Origin of the sequence: Geomonas subterranea (assembly GCF_019063845.1) — a bacterium.
Lineage (GTDB): Bacteria > Desulfobacterota > Desulfuromonadia > Geobacterales > Geobacteraceae > Geomonas > Geomonas subterranea.
Map to the genome: position 1 here is coordinate 4,021,753 of NZ_CP077683.1, position 13,749 is coordinate 4,035,501.

Genomic DNA, 13,749 nt, shown 5'->3' on the forward strand with positions numbered 1-13,749 from the left:
TAGCAACAAGAGTACAAGATTGTGCTGTAGTTGCATCATTGCGGAGGAAAAATTATCTATGTCAGTAAAAGGTTCTTTACGATCAGTCTCCTGCAGGTGCTTCCGCAGGATACGTTCACATCACCCTCTCTCCCGGGAGAGGGGCAGGGTGAGGGGAGCCGGTGAAATAACGTCCCTCACCCCCCCTTCGGGCACCCTCTCCCAGGGGGAGAGGGGAGTGGCGGTACATCTTCGCCAGGGCATGACGAGGCCTTGACGGAAGTGAAAAAGAAAAGCGGCAGGATGCCTGTGGGGGCGTCCTGCCGCTTTTTCATTACATGCTTTACCGGGTGAGCCTACAGGTCCCAGCTGTCGATCTTCATGGTTCCCTTCTTGGCGAGGTTCACCTGCATCTTGAAGACGCGGTCCAGAAGCTGCGGTTCGTGCCCCGCCTTTCTCCCCAGGCAGTCGAACGCGGCGCGCTCGAAGTAGTCGGACAGGAGCGCCTTGTAGTCGGGGTGCGCGCATTTCTGGATGATGAGCTTGGCGCGGCTCTTCGGATCGAGTCCGCGCAGGTCGGCAAGCCCCTGCTCGGTGACCAGGACATCGAGGTCATGCTCGGTGTGGTCGACGTGCGGCACGTGCGGTACGACGCAGGTGATGCCGGTCGGGTCGGTCTTGGTCGGGCGCGCCGACGGCGTGTGCATGATGGAGAGGTAGGCGTTTCTGAGAAAATCGCCGGAGCCGCCGATGCCGTTGATCATCCTGGTGCCGCCGACGAGCGTCGAGTTGGCGTGGGCGTAGATGTCGAACTCGACCGGGGTGTTCATGGCGATGCAGCCGAGACGGCGGATCGGTTCGGGGTGGTTGGCGATGGAGAGGGGACGCATCATCACCTTGTTGCTGTACTTGTCCCAGTTGCCGTAGAAGCGCTTGAAGCCGTCCACCGAGAAGGAGAGCGACACGGTGGAGGCGAAGTCGAGCTTGCCGGAGTCGAAGAAGTCCAGCATGGTGTCCTGCAGCACCTCGGTCCAGACTTTCAAGCCGGTGAAGGGGCCGTTGGCCAGCCCGCCGATGACGGCGTTGGCGATGGAGCCGACGCCGGACTGCAGCGGCAAGAGGTTCTTCGGCAGGCGCCCCGCCTTCACCTCGGCGGAGAAGAAGTCGATGATGTGTGCGGCGATGGCTTCGGAGGTGTCGTCCTGCTCGCTGAAGGCGCGCCCGTTGTCCGGCTTGTCGGACTCGACGATGGCGACGATCTTGTCGTTGTCGACGCGGACGTAGGGGGAACCGGCGCGGTCGTCGACGCGGCAGATGAGATACGGGAGACGGTTGGGAGGCGCGACCGGCTCGACGATGTCGTGCAGACCCTCGAAGTTCGGGATCGAGGTGTTGATCTCGATGATGATCTTGTCGGCGATCTGGACGATTTCGGGGACGGCGCCGCAGGAGGCGGTGAGGACGAGGTCGCCGTTTTCGGTGATGGCGGAGCACTCGATGATGGCGAGGTCGAGCCGGCCGCCGTTGTCCTTGGTGTAGAAGCCGTAGCCCAGGTCCTGGGCGAACATGGAGAGGTGCTTGTCACCCATGCGGATGCGCCCCTCGTTGATGCCGGCCTGGATGTTCTTGCCGGTCTGGTAGGGCCAGCGGCGGTCGATCATGTCGAGCGAGGCCCAGCGGTCCTCGGTCTCGACGCCGACGGAGGCGCCGATGAAGAGGTTGAACCTCAGCTTTCCCTGCAGCTGGTTCTTCTCGACGTGGTCGGCGAGGGCGATGGGCACCGCTTTGGGGTAGCCGGCGGGGGTGAAGCCGGACCAGCCGAGGCTCATGCCATTTTTGAACAGGGGAAGTACCTGGTCGACGGTGGTGATCCGGGAGTGAAGGCTGGACTTTCTGATCCTTTTGTGCAATTCGGACATTGAACTGGATCCTCCTTTGATGATGTCATCCCGCTGTGGCAGCGGAAATTGAAAGTTGACGCGGGAAGCGGCCGGTGATTGTATCGAACGATCGTTCGGCGAATACAACATAACAGCACGATGTTCTATTTGCAATATAGAATTGGCATTTGCCCGGCATTTTTGCTAATGTTGGCGCGCTCGCATCACGTGGCTGGGGTAGGCAATGGAAAAAACGGAGTGCAACAAGAAGTTATTGGATGTGGCGACGCAGCTCTTCTCCGAGAGGGGGCTGTACGGCGTGAGTATCCGGGAACTCTCCCAGGCGGCGGGGACCAGCATCTCGATGATCTCGTATCATTTCGGGAGCAAGGAGGGGCTCTACTCGGCGGTGCTGCAGCGGCAGTTCGCCTGTTTCGCAGAGATCCACGAGATCAGGGAGCGGGTGAGCGACCCGGTGGAGATGGTGGAGAGTTACCTGCGCTGGACCTTCCGCAGGCACCGCGACAACCCGTACCTCTTGCGCTTTTACACGAGCGAGCTCACCAACCCGACCGCGTTCTTCGCGACGCTGGTCCTGCCGGTTATCGACGAGGTGATCGTGATCATGGCGCAGGCGATCGGGGAGGGGATACGGCAGAAGCGGTTCCGCGAGGATGTGGACCCCACCAACGCGGCGCTGGCGCTGGCGGGAATGGTGAATTACTTCTTTTTGAGCAGCCTTGCCACCGAGAACCTGATCAGCCACTCCCCCGAGCGGGACGAGGAACTGGTGCAGCAGTACCTGAAGATCTTCACCTGCGGGGTGGCGGCTAGCTGAGGGAGGGGCTGCTTATCCTTCGAGAATGGCACGAACCTTCAGGATGACTTCTTCGAGGACTTCCCTACTTGCCCTGCCGCCTTTCTCTGGTCGTCGTACTTGCCAGTCCAACGATTTCACCTGGTCGGCCAATATGACGCCCCAGACAGTGGTAACCCCAGCAACTGCCACCTCGAACGGGTAGCCCTTTACCTGTGATGTGATTGGACAGCAGAGCATGAGGCTGGTTTTCTTATTGTAGCTGCGTGGCGACAGCACGAACGCTGGGCGCCGGCCGGCATGCTCGTGCCCCGCCTGAGGATCGAAATCAAGCCAGACCACCTCTCCTCTGTCTGGAACGTAACCCATCACTGTCATAGCAATTCCCTGCCAACAGGTTTTCCGCTACTTACCTCTGAATGCAGATTTTCCTCGTTGATTCCATCAAGGAGGGCGTCCAGCGAAAAGACCTTGTTGACGATGGGCTTGATGATTATGTATCCCTCCTGCCTGGTGATCTCTACAGGGGAATCCGCTTCAATACCACACTCTGCCGCTATTGACTTCGGCAAACGCACTGCCAGGCTGTTGCCCCACTTTTGCGCTTTCGCTACCATGTAGCTCTCCTTTGTCTTCTGAATCCACCAAGAGCGAGTGTAGCAAGGTATCTACAATGTATCAATAGTTCAGGAAAGATTACCGTTGTGCCGGGAGCTTGTGGCAGTCGACGGTGCAGTGGTCGCAGCCGCCGGGGCAGGGCTCGAGGTGCACCAGTATGTGGCTGTAGGGGAGCCGGCGCTCGATCTCGGCGGTGATCTCGTGGCTCAGGGTGTGGGCGGCCTCCACGGTCATCTGCTTGGGGACCACGAGGTGCATGTCGATGTAGCGCAGGTGCCCCGACTTGCGGGTACGCAGCTTGTGGTACTCGATGAGGCGCTCGCCGTAGTGCTCCAGCACCTCGTGGATCACCGCCTCCTCCTCTTCTGGGAGTTTCACGTCCAGGATGTGGAAGAAGGCGCTCCTGGTCAGATCCCAGGCCGCCTTGATGATCATGAGCGCGACCACGATGGCCACGATGGGATCGAGGATGGGGACCCCGGTGAGCTTGATCGCCACCAGGCCGCCCAGGACGCCGGCGGAGGTGTAGACGTCGGTACGCAGGTGCATGGCGTCGGCTTCCAGCGCGACCGAGTCGGTAGCGGCGGCGACGTTCAACAGGTGCCGGGAGACGAGGTAGTTGGCGACCGCCGACACGGCCATGACCGCCGCGCCCAGACCGAGCCCCTCGATTTCCACCACCCCCCCCCGGAGCTTTTGCACGGCCTCCCAGATGATGTAGAAGGCGGCGCCGAAGATGAGCACGGCCTCGATGGTGCCCGCGACGTTCTCGATCTTGCCGTGCCCGTAGTGGTGGTCCTCGTCCGCGGGCTTGCCAGATTCGCGCACGGAGTACCAGGCGATCCCCGCGGCGACGAGGTCGACGCCGGAATGCACCGCCTCCGAGAGCACCGACACGGAGCCGGTGATCATGCCGACCGCGAGCTTGGCGATGACCAGCGTCGTGTTGGACGCGACCGACAGCCGCGCGGCCCTTCTTTTCAGGGCATCGTGTTCTGCTGAAACCATTTCCCTTTCCCTCTGGCAACTTCAGGATCGGTGCGGCACTAAAAAAGGCCCCGGATTCCCGCGGCCTTTTATCTGCGCTTAGAGCTGCCTCACCGAAACGGTTCTATACAACTCCCGCCGTCAGATGTCAACCCTTGCCAAGTATCTCCCTCGCCCGTTCCGTCTGGTTGGGGAAGAGATCCTCAGGCACGGCATCTTTCCCGAGTTCCTTGCGCACGGTGTAGCGCGCACATCCCTCGAAGTTGTCGTTGCAGTACATCATCTTGAAGACGTTGCTGGTGGACGGCATGTTGGCCATCTTGTCGTTGAAGAAAATACACCCGGCCAGAAGCTCGCAATCCGGCATTACTCTCCTCCTATCGTGTCTGATAAAGGTACGGTTTGAGCGCGGAAACCTGGTGACGGAAATGGGAGGTTAAGCCGCACAAACCACGGGTGAATATAGACCTTTGTAACTGCCGCTGCAATAGGATTTTAGGATGTGGCTCAGGTGTATTTCGAAATCCTGCGGGCGCTGATCAGGCTGGCGAGGGTGACCGAGCCGAGTATGATGACTCCTCCGACGAGCGTGTTCGCGGTCGGAGCTTCCCCCAGCACCAGGAAGACCCAGACCGGGTTGAACACGGGCTCGATCACGGCCAGGAGGTTGGCGGTAACGGCGGAGACGCGCTTGATGCCGTAGGAAAAGAAGAAAGCGGCGAGGCCGATCTGTACGACGCCCAGTACGAGGATACTGCCGATGGCCCTGGTGGTGAAGGGGGGGAGGGGGAGGAAGATGGCGACGGTCAGGGCAACCAGCGCGGCCACGGCGTGGGAGGCCATGAACGACTGCAACGGGTCTCCTTCTTTTTGCATCCGGGTGAAGATGAACATGAGGGAAAAGGTGAAGGCCGAGGTGAGGGCCATGAGGTTGCCGACGAGCTGCCCCGGCGAGAGGCGGTCCAAAAACAGGACCACCATGCCGACCATGGTCATGAAGAGGGCGAGCACCTGCTCGCGGTACAGGTGCTCCTTCAGGAAGATCACGCTGAAGAGGGCGGTGAAGACGGGCGCCAGGTACTGCAGCAGGATGGCGTTGGCCGCCGTGGTGGTCTTGTTCGCGGCGACGAAGAGGAGCATGGTGGCGGCGTTGGCGAGGGCGGCGCCGAGGAGCGCGCCGGACCATTTTAGACGCACGGTGCCGACCAGGGCGAAAAGGAACAAGAAGGCGATGAGGCTCCTCAGGCCGGCGATCAGGAACGGGTTCCAGTTCAGGACCTTTATGAAGAGGCCGGCGAGGCTCCATAAAAAGCCGCAGACGATCATGGCCAAAGCGCCGGAGAGAGCGGGGGAGAATGTGCTTCGCATGTGTGGACCTTGCCGCGGTTGACGGTTGAGATGAGGCGACAGGTTAAGGGACCGCTAAAGGGATGTCAAAGGGGAAATGGGGGGAGAGGGGGGGCGGCTGGGCGCTCCCCCTTGTGGACACGGTCTCAAGCTGTTACTTGGCAGGCTCCTTCGGCCTCTGGATGATGGCGGATTTGTCGCCATAAACCACCGTGCAATCGGTGCTGAAGGGGAAGTACCAGGTACCGGTTTGGCCGATCAGTTCGACGTTGTTGATGCCGCCCCTGCGGGCTGCGGTCAGGATGGAGCCATCGCCGAAGAGCGGGATGACATAGAAGATGTTGAAGGTACAGGCCTCTCCTCTTTTCATCTGGTTCAGATCGAGGAACTTGATGTTTTCGACCCCAACCGGTGTGTTGTCTGCGTAACGCAGAGTTTTTGCGAGGTCGTGAGTAGGAAGACAGCCGCACAGACCAGCCAGAATTAGCACCATCGCGCTCAGCCTTTTCATAACGCCTCCTTTTCCTGCTGAATGAGAGAGACCATACAGTTTTAAGCTTACTGCGTTCCCTGATTGAGACAAATTATATTTATTCCAACTGAGGGCGGTGAAGGCTAAGAGACAACTGACTATTTTTTGTTGAGTCGCCGCAGCTGATGCCGCTACAATTTACTCCCCGTCGTTTGACGGAAGGGAGCAGGGTGGTGGGTAGAGGGGAGGGGGACTTTTCCGGCCGGCCACGATCAGGAGACGGCGCATGACCGAGACAGTAACGAATCAGGAAGTGGCGGCTTTCCGGCGCGCCATTGTCGACCACTACGTCGCGCACGGACGGCGCCTCCCCTGGCGGGAGACCCGCGACCCCTACGCCATCCTGGTTTCCGAGATCATGCTGCAGCAGACCCAGGTGGAGCGGGTCCGGGAGAAGTACCTCCGGTTCCTGGCGGTCTTCCCCGGCTGGGAGGAACTGGCCGGGGCGGAACTCTCCGGCGTGCTGTCGCTTTGGCAGGGGCTCGGCTACAACAGGCGCGCGGTCTCGCTGCAGCTCTGCGCCCGGGGGGTGCTGCAGCGCTTCGGGGGTACGCTGCCGCGCGAGGTGGAACTCCTGCAGTCACTTCCCGGCATCGGCCCCTACACCGCGCGCGCCGTCGCCGCTTTTGCCTTCGGCGTCGCCACTCCCTTCATCGAAACCAACATCCGCTCGGTCTTCATCCACCATTTTTTCCCGGAGAGCCACTGCGTGCGTGATGCCGACATCCTGCCCCTGGTCGAGCTGACCATGGACCGGGAGCATCCCCGCGAATGGTACTACGCGCTGATGGACTACGGTGCTCACTTAAAGCGCGGCACGGCGAACCCGGGCCGCAACAGCGCCCATCACGTACGCCAGTCGCCGTTTCGGGGCTCCAACCGCGAACAGCGCAGCCTGATCCTCAAGGCCATCCTGGTCGAGCCGGGGATGGACCGGAGCCGGCTGGAGGAAAAGCTCGCCATGGAGACGGCATCGCTCGCGCGAAACCTCGGGGAGCTCGAGCGGGAGGGTTTCATCCGGCAGGAAGGTGGCAGAGTCTGGATCCGTTGAAGCGGGGCGCGTTTTGACAGGCCGGCATATGTTGGTAGATTTTAATTTCCCCGCTTCTGGTTCGGCGCGTCCTGGTGGCTGGGATTCGCGGGGGTGGCGGGTGCCCTCGACTTCTGGGGCAGGAAAAGGATTGTGTCGGCGTCATCCCGGAACCGTGAATGGGGACTGATCATCCAAGCGGGTCTAACACAAAGAAACCGCTTCCAGGGCCCGGTTGCAAAAGAGAGGTGCCAAGGTAGACTAGTCTCTGCCGTTGATACTCCCGAACGCTTATACGGCTACGAAAACTCCTATCTTGCTCCCGCTAGTACAGTTGAAAGCCGGGTTATTGTCAGACACACCCGAATTATAAGCAAATCCCGAATCTGTACTGAAGGAGGAAAAGGTGGCCGAAGTGCCGACAAAGAATGTCAAGGTTGTGCTGGCACTTCTGCTACCATTTCTGGCCTGCGCGGTACAGCTGCTTCTCTGGGACTTCCTGCAGCCTTTCGCCTACCTCCTTTTCTACCCCGCCGCCTACATCAGCTCCCGCCTGGGCGGTAAACGCGCGGGCATCGCCGCGACCGTCATCTCCGCGCTCCTCATCGTCTATTTCTTCATACCGCCGCGTTTCTCGCTCCTGCTCCCCGGGGGAAGCCACTTCGCTTCCGTGATGGTATTCGTCGTCATGGGGGTCCTGTTCGGCTATTCGCAGGAGCGCCTGAGGCGGGCGTGCGAAGGGGAGACGGACGCGCGGGCGTTGGCTGACGGCACGGAGGCGGAACTGCGCGAGGCCCGTGTCGAGCTCCTGGAGATGGAGCGGCGACTGGCCCAGGAACAGCTGCGGGAAACCGAGGAACAGTTCCGCATCATGTTCATGGAGTCGAGCGTGGGCGAGGCGCGGCTGGACCCGGGGAGCGGCGCCTTCCTCAAGGTGAACCCCGCCTTCTGCCGCATGACCGGCTACCAGGAAGCCGAACTGCTCGGCATGGACCTGGTCGCGGTGACCCACCCGGAGGACCGGGAGGCCTGCCGGGAGAGCCTCAAAAGCCTGGGTGAAAGCGGGCGGAGCGGCGTGCAGGCGGAACTTGGCCTGCTGCGGCGGGACGGGACTCCGGTGTTTTGCCAGGCAACCCTGAACCTGCTCCCCGGCTCCGGTGGACGCGGCAGCTCGGTTCTGGCGGTGCTCCTGGATGTTTCCGGGCGGCGCCAGGCCGAAGAGGCCCTTTTGAAGTCCGAGGAGAAGTTTTCACGGGCCTTCTCCGGCAACCCTGCCGCGATCGCCCTGAGCCGTTTCGAGGACGGGGTGTTCCTGGATGTCAACGAGACCTGGGAGGCCCTGACCGGCTACACCAGGGAAGAGGCCATCGGCAGGTCGGGGCGGCACATCTGGCCCGATCCGGAGTCCGTGCAGCGCTTCCTGGCGCAGTTGCGCAGCACCGGGACGCTCCGGGGATGGGAACAGCCGTTTCTGCGCAAGAACGGCGAGACCTTCATCGCCCAGCTCTCCTCCCAGGTCCTCTCCGTGGCCGGAGAGGAGGTCATCCTCTCGACGCTGGTCGACATCACCCAGCTCAAGCAGACCGAGGCCGCCCTGAGGGACAGCGAGAACCGTTTCAGAACCATCTTCGATCACGCGCCGCTTGCGATCGGCATCGGCGCCGTCGACGACGGACGGCTCCTGGACGTGAACCCTGCCTGGCTGCGGCTGCTGGGCTTTGAGCGGGATGAGGTCCTTGGGCGGACCGCGCAGGAACTGGGGGTCTACCTCGACGAGGGGAGGCGCGAGGAGATCGTTGCCACCATCCGGCGGGGACGCGGCTTCAGCCAGGAGCTGCAACTGAAGCGCAAGTCGGGGGAGGTGATCGACGTCCTGTTTTCCGCCGACGTGGTGGTTCTCGAAGGTTCGCCCTGCCTGCTGGTCCTGCTGAACGACGTGACGGTTCAGAAACAGGCCGAGCGGGCGCTGCAAAAAAGCAAGCAGGACTACCAGCAGCTGTTCCAGAACATGCTGGAGGGGTTCGCCTCCTGCCGCATGGTCCGGGATGCTTCGGGAGCGGGCGAGGACTTCGTCTTCCTCAACGTGAACCGCGCCCTGCTGCAACTGACGGGGCTCGACGAGCTGGTAGGGAGGCGGGTTTCGCAGGTGATCCCCCGGGTGCGCGAGACCAACGCCGACCTGCTGGAGGCGTGCGGCAGGGTGGCGGAGACGGGACAGCCGGAGCACCTGGAGACCTACCTCCCGCCGCTGGAACAGTGGTACGCGGTATCGCTTTATAGCGTCGAACGGGGGTACTTCGTCGCCCTGTGTGACAACATCACCGCGAGGAAACGCGAGGAGCTGAGGCGCAACGCGACGGTCGAGCTTTTGCGCATCTGCAACGAGGCCCGCAACCTGGACGAGCTGATGTGGCGCACCGCCCTGTTTTTCCGGGAGCTTTCCGGCTGCCGCGCCATCGGGATCAGGTTGCGCTCGGGTGACGGCTACCCCTACTGCGAAACCATCGGTTTTCCGGACGACCTTTCACGCGCCGCCGGGGGGCTCTGCGACCGGCTCACCACGGGGGTGCAGTCACCCCCGGCGCAGGGGCAGCCCTTCCTGCGCTGCCTCTGCGCGGAGGTGATCTCAGGGGAGACCGGCTCTGCGGCAGAGGTGACGCAGCACGGCAGCTACTGGACCTTGTCCGGGACAGCGGTTGCGCCGGGCGCAGCGGGAACGCGCTGTCGCGCCGAAGAGTTCCAGTCGCTGGCCCTGATCCCGCTGTGCTCCGGCGGCGAGAGGACCGGCCTGTTCCAGTTCAGCGACCCGGCACCGGGGCTTATGTCCGCGGAGAAGGTCGCCCTGTACGAGGACCTGGTCGACTACATCGCCATCTCCCTGTCCAAGTTGAGGGCCGACCAGGCGCTCATCGAGGCGAGCCAGTACAACCAGCAGATCATCGCGGGGGCCCAGGAGGGGATCATCGTCTACGACCGGGAGCTGCGCTGCCAGGTCTGGAACCCCTACATGGAGCAGCTCACCGGGATCGGGGCCGGCGACATCCTCGGGCGTCGCCCCCAGGAGGTATTTCCGTCCCTGGAGGAGAACGGCATCGTGGTGAAGCTGGCCAGGGCGCTCAAGGGGGAGGAATCCAGTTCCATCGACTTCCGCTTCTCGATAGAGGGGTCCGGGCGCTCGGTGTGGGCGACAGACACGCGCGCGCCGCTTCGTGACGCGCAAGGGGAGATCATCGGGGTCATAGCGACGGTGAGGGACATCACCGCGGAGCGGCGTCTGGAGGAGCAGCTCAGGCAGGCGCAGAAGATGGAGGCGGTGGGGCTGTTGGCGGGGGGGGTCGCGCACGACTTCAACAACGTGCTCCAGGTGATCATGGGGTACTGCTCGCTCCTGGCGGCGGACCCGAAGCTGGACGAGGGGCAAAAGGGGGAGGTGGACCAGATCCTGGTCTCCGCCGAGCGGGCGGCGCAGCTCACCAAGGGGCTTTTGGCCTTCAGCAGAAAACAGGTCATGGAACCTAGGCGCGTCAACCTGTGCGACATCGTGCAGCACGTGCAGAAGTTCCTGGTGCGCATCATCGGGGAGGACATCGCCCTCAAGGTCGTTTCCTGTCCGAGGCCGGAACTGCCGATCGTAGGGGACAGCGGTCACATCGAGCAGGTGCTGATCAACCTGGCCACCAACGCGCGCGATGCGATGGCCAAGGGGGGGACGCTCACCCTCGAGACGGAGGTGGTGGAGGTCGAGGAACCGATGGAAACGCAGTTCGGACACACGGAGCCCGGGCGTTACGCCTGCATCATCATGGCCGATAGCGGCAGCGGCATGGACGAGGAGACCCGCAACAGGATCTTCGAGCCCTTCTTCACCACCAAGGAGGTCGGCAAGGGGACCGGGCTGGGGATGGCCATCGTCTATGGCATCGTCCAGCAGCACGGCGGTTTCATCAACGTCTACAGCGAACCGGGCCGTGGCACGACCTTCAGGATTTACCTCCCCTTGCCAAGGAGGGGGAGAGCGTGCCGGCGGGACAGGTGGAGCTCCCGCCTCCCCGGGGTGGAACCGAGACATTGCTGCTGGCCGAGGACGACGTGGAGGTCCGCAGGTTACTGGTGACGGTCCTGACCAGGTTCGGGTACCGGGTCATCGAGGCCGCGGACGGGCAGCAGGCGGTGGATCTCTTCTTAGCGCACCGGGACAGCATCGCCCTGGTGGTGATGGACCTCATCATGCCCAAAAAGAACGGCATGGAGGCGGGGTTGGAGATCGTGCAGCTGAAGCCGGGAACGAGGATCCTGTATTCAAGCGGATACACCTCCGACTTCATGGAGCGGCGCGGGATCTTGGAGCAGGGGATTCAGCTGATCATGAAGCCGGTGCAGCCGGTGCAGCTTTTGCGCAAGGTGCGCGAGATGCTGGACGGCTGAGGGGAAACCGCGCGGGGAGTGGTGGAAAAGGCCTATTGAGAACGTGCTAACGGAGTCCTATATTTAGAGGATCTCAGGGCGCCGGCAGGCGCCACCGATATCAACGACGGATTGGCAGGAGGTAGCCCATGATTAAGACGTCCTTTGCGATAGCACTTCTTGGCACCCTTTTCCTGGCTCCGGCCGCACCGGCCGCGCCGGCCGCTCCCGAAGGCCTGGCACCCGTGTACGGCGCGGGCGCGGAGCAGGCCATCCCCGGGCGCTACATCGTGGTGTTCCGTCCCGGCAGTGCCGGACATGACGTGAGCGCGGCGGTGCAGGCGGCAGGCCGGCTGGGGGGGAAGGTTCACTACGTTTACACCGACGCGCTGCAAGGGTTCGCTGCGACGCTTCCCGACCAGGCACTGCAGGGGCTGCGCCATAACCCCAACGTCGCCTTCCTCGAGCAGGACCAGGCGGTTTCCATCGGGATCGAGGTTTCCCAGGGGGTCTCCACGTGGAACCTGGACCGCATCGACCAGCGCACCCTTCCCCTCAACGGCTATTTCAATTACCTTAACACCGGCGTCGGCGTCACCGCCTACGTCATCGACACCGGCATCCGCACCTCCCACACCGAGTTCGCCGGCCGCGCCTCCATCGGCTATGACGCCCTCGGGGGGAACGGCCAGGACTGCAACGGGCACGGCACCCACGTCTCCGGCACCATCGGCGGTTCCCACTACGGCGTCGCCAAGGACGTCTCGCTGGTCGCCGTGCGGGTGCTGGACTGCTCCGGTTCGGGTACCACCTCAGGCGTCGTTGCCGGTGTGGACTGGGTCACCAAAAACAAAAAGGTGCCGGCGGTGGCCAACATGAGCCTTGGAGGCGGCGCCTCCACCGCGCTCGACAATGCGGTCGCCGCTTCCATCAACAGCGGGGTGACCTACGCCATCGCCGCGGGTAACAGCAAGCAGGACGCCTGCCGTTACTCGCCCGCCCGGGTCCCGGCCGCCCTCACCGTGGGCGCAACCACCTCCACCGACGCGCGCGCCTCCTACTCCAACTACGGAGGCTGCCTCGACCTCTTCGCCCCGGGCTCCAACGTCACCTCCTCCTGGTACAGCAGCGACACGGCTACCGCCACCCTGAGCGGGACCTCGATGGCCACCCCGAACGTGACCGGCGTCGCCGCGCAGTACCTGCAGCTGAACCCCACCGCCACGCCCGCCGGAGTCGCCTCGGCCCTGACCGGCAACGCGACCACGGGAGTTGTGGGGAACGCCGGCAAGAAATCGCCGAACCTCCTTTTGTTCACCGACTATTAACCGCCCACGCTCCAGCGGGTGCACCACCGGGCCGGCCGCGACAGGGATTCGCGGCCGGCCCTTTGCTTTGTCCTCCCCTCCCTTGGTGCCCGTGGCGATAGCCAGATCTTGAGACCATCGACGGCGGTGATGCACCTTCCCCCACCCCCCAACCCCCTCCCGCAAGGGCGATGCATGCTGAATTCGCGCGACGATTCAACGTGGAATGGCCAAACCGTCCTGAGGCGCAGCCGGATGAACCTTACCCCACCCCCGAGCCCCTCCCGCAAGGGGAGGGGGAGCAAGGGCCATCTTTCCACTAAATTCTCCAACGGCGTGATAACCGTGAGCCGTTAAACGGCCTTGACGGACCCCGACTTTAAGTTGTATGATGCAACTATATGGATGCCATGACCGAATACAAATTGGACAAGTCGCTGGGGCACCTCGCCTCCCGTTTCTCCAGGATGGTGCTCAGGCGCTTCAACGCCGTGCTGGTGCAAAACGAGATGCCGATCACCTCGGAACAGTATTCGCTGCTGGTGCAGCTCTGGGACTCGAACGGACTCCCCCAGGGGATGCTGGCCGAGAAGACGGCCAAGGACAAGACCACCATGGCGCGCCTGGCCGCCGGGCTGGAAGGGCGCGGCCTGATCGCGCGGCTCCCGAGCCCAAGCGACGCGCGCGAGCGGCTCCTGTACCTGACCGACCGGGGCAAGGAGCTGATGGACCGGGCCACCGCGCTGGCGCGGGGGATATTGGAAGAGGCGCAGCAGGGGATCGACCCGGCGGAGCTCGAGGTCTGCCGCGATGTGCTGCGCCGCGCCTGCAGCAACTTGAAGTAGTTT

Annotated in this window: 13 protein-coding genes; 6 read left to right on the plus strand and 7 right to left on the minus strand. The window is 62.9% G+C overall.

The window, feature by feature from the left end:
* Positions 1-335 precede the first annotated feature (335 nt).
* A complete protein-coding gene (gene scpC / locus KP001_RS17560; protein ID WP_217286855.1) occupies positions 336-1,898 on the minus strand; it encodes a succinyl-CoA:acetate CoA-transferase ScpC in 1,563 nt (520 codons plus the stop codon).
* Between the two features lie 205 nt (positions 1,899-2,103).
* On the opposite strand from scpC, the gene KP001_RS17565 reads away from it, so the two are divergent.
* The gene (locus tag KP001_RS17565; protein WP_217286856.1) at positions 2,104-2,697 is read left to right on the plus strand and encodes a TetR/AcrR family transcriptional regulator; all 594 of its coding nucleotides are present in this window, start codon (positions 2,104-2,106) and stop codon (positions 2,695-2,697) included.
* A gap of 12 nt (positions 2,698-2,709) precedes the next feature.
* On the opposite strand, the gene mazF is transcribed toward KP001_RS17565, so the two are convergent.
* The 6 genes from mazF to KP001_RS17595 all read right to left on the minus strand — a co-directional run bounded on the left by mazF (position 2,710) and on the right by KP001_RS17595 (position 6,139).
* Positions 2,710-3,054: an endoribonuclease MazF gene (mazF, locus tag KP001_RS17570; protein ID WP_217286857.1), complete on the minus strand. Its 345-nt coding sequence runs from the start codon at positions 3,052-3,054 to the stop codon at positions 2,710-2,712.
* Positions 3,051-3,293, minus strand: a complete 243-nt coding sequence (locus KP001_RS17575; protein WP_217286858.1) for an AbrB/MazE/SpoVT family DNA-binding domain-containing protein — start codon at positions 3,291-3,293, stop codon at positions 3,051-3,053. The genes mazF and KP001_RS17575 overlap by 4 nt, the downstream gene beginning before the upstream one ends.
* Before the next feature lie 79 nt (positions 3,294-3,372).
* A complete protein-coding gene (locus KP001_RS17580; protein WP_217286859.1) occupies positions 3,373-4,302 on the minus strand; it encodes a cation diffusion facilitator family transporter in 930 nt (309 codons plus the stop codon).
* A gap of 127 nt (positions 4,303-4,429) precedes the next feature.
* The gene (locus KP001_RS17585; protein WP_217286860.1) at positions 4,430-4,648 is read right to left on the minus strand and encodes a hypothetical protein; all 219 of its coding nucleotides are present in this window, start codon (positions 4,646-4,648) and stop codon (positions 4,430-4,432) included.
* A 140-nt stretch (positions 4,649-4,788) separates the two neighbouring features.
* Positions 4,789-5,649 (minus strand): DMT family transporter, encoded by an 861-nt coding sequence (locus KP001_RS17590; RefSeq protein WP_217286861.1) that lies wholly within the window; start codon positions 5,647-5,649, stop codon positions 4,789-4,791.
* Between the two features lie 133 nt (positions 5,650-5,782).
* Positions 5,783-6,139: a TRL domain-containing protein gene (locus tag KP001_RS17595; protein WP_217286862.1), complete on the minus strand. Its 357-nt coding sequence runs from the start codon at positions 6,137-6,139 to the stop codon at positions 5,783-5,785.
* Between the two features lie 247 nt (positions 6,140-6,386).
* Between KP001_RS17595 and KP001_RS17600 the strand changes: the two genes are divergently transcribed.
* The 5 genes from KP001_RS17600 (at position 6,387) to KP001_RS17620 (ending at position 13,746) form a co-directional block, all read left to right on the plus strand.
* Positions 6,387-7,211 (plus strand): HhH-GPD family protein, encoded by an 825-nt coding sequence (locus KP001_RS17600; RefSeq protein ID WP_217286863.1) that lies wholly within the window; start codon positions 6,387-6,389, stop codon positions 7,209-7,211.
* Positions 7,212-7,605: 394 nt separating this feature from the next.
* On the plus strand, positions 7,606-11,304 hold the full coding sequence (locus KP001_RS17605) for a PAS domain S-box protein (RefSeq protein WP_217286864.1): 3,699 nt from the start codon (positions 7,606-7,608) through the stop codon (positions 11,302-11,304).
* Positions 11,259-11,615 carry a response regulator gene (locus KP001_RS17610; protein ID WP_217286865.1) on the plus strand — a complete coding sequence of 119 codons (357 nt, stop codon included), beginning with the start codon at positions 11,259-11,261 and terminating at the stop codon, positions 11,613-11,615. Before KP001_RS17605 ends, KP001_RS17610 begins: the two co-directional genes overlap by 46 nt.
* Positions 11,616-11,743: 128 nt before the next feature.
* Positions 11,744-12,922, plus strand: a complete 1,179-nt coding sequence (locus KP001_RS17615) for a S8 family peptidase (protein WP_217286866.1) — start codon at positions 11,744-11,746, stop codon at positions 12,920-12,922.
* Positions 12,923-13,311: 389 nt separating this feature from the next.
* Positions 13,312-13,746, plus strand: coding sequence for a MarR family winged helix-turn-helix transcriptional regulator (locus tag KP001_RS17620; protein ID WP_217286867.1), 435 nt, complete (start codon positions 13,312-13,314; stop codon positions 13,744-13,746).
* Positions 13,747-13,749: the final 3 nt, after the last annotated feature.

What these genes read in the sequence shown, in the direction of transcription:
- KP001_RS17575 (WP_217286858.1), bottom strand. Translation starts at nt 3,293, where the DNA reads ATGGTAGCGAAAGCGCAAAAGTGGGGCAACAGCCTGGCAGTGCGTTTG.
- KP001_RS17565 (WP_217286856.1), top strand. Translation starts at nt 2,104, where the DNA reads ATGGAAAAAACGGAGTGCAACAAGAAGTTATTGGATGTGGCGACGCAG.
- KP001_RS17620 (WP_217286867.1), top strand. Translation starts at nt 13,312, where the DNA reads ATGACCGAATACAAATTGGACAAGTCGCTGGGGCACCTCGCCTCCCGT.
- KP001_RS17615 (WP_217286866.1), top strand. Translation starts at nt 11,744, where the DNA reads ATGATTAAGACGTCCTTTGCGATAGCACTTCTTGGCACCCTTTTCCTG.
- KP001_RS17580 (WP_217286859.1), bottom strand. Translation starts at nt 4,302, where the DNA reads ATGGTTTCAGCAGAACACGATGCCCTGAAAAGAAGGGCCGCGCGGCTG.
- KP001_RS17585 (WP_217286860.1), bottom strand. Translation starts at nt 4,648, where the DNA reads ATGCCGGATTGCGAGCTTCTGGCCGGGTGTATTTTCTTCAACGACAAG.
- KP001_RS17595 (WP_217286862.1), bottom strand. Translation starts at nt 6,139, where the DNA reads ATGAAAAGGCTGAGCGCGATGGTGCTAATTCTGGCTGGTCTGTGCGGC.
- scpC (WP_217286855.1), bottom strand. Translation starts at nt 1,898, where the DNA reads ATGTCCGAATTGCACAAAAGGATCAGAAAGTCCAGCCTTCACTCCCGG.
- KP001_RS17590 (WP_217286861.1), bottom strand. Translation starts at nt 5,649, where the DNA reads ATGCGAAGCACATTCTCCCCCGCTCTCTCCGGCGCTTTGGCCATGATC.
- mazF (WP_217286857.1), bottom strand. Translation starts at nt 3,054, where the DNA reads ATGACAGTGATGGGTTACGTTCCAGACAGAGGAGAGGTGGTCTGGCTT.
- KP001_RS17600 (WP_217286863.1), top strand. Translation starts at nt 6,387, where the DNA reads ATGACCGAGACAGTAACGAATCAGGAAGTGGCGGCTTTCCGGCGCGCC.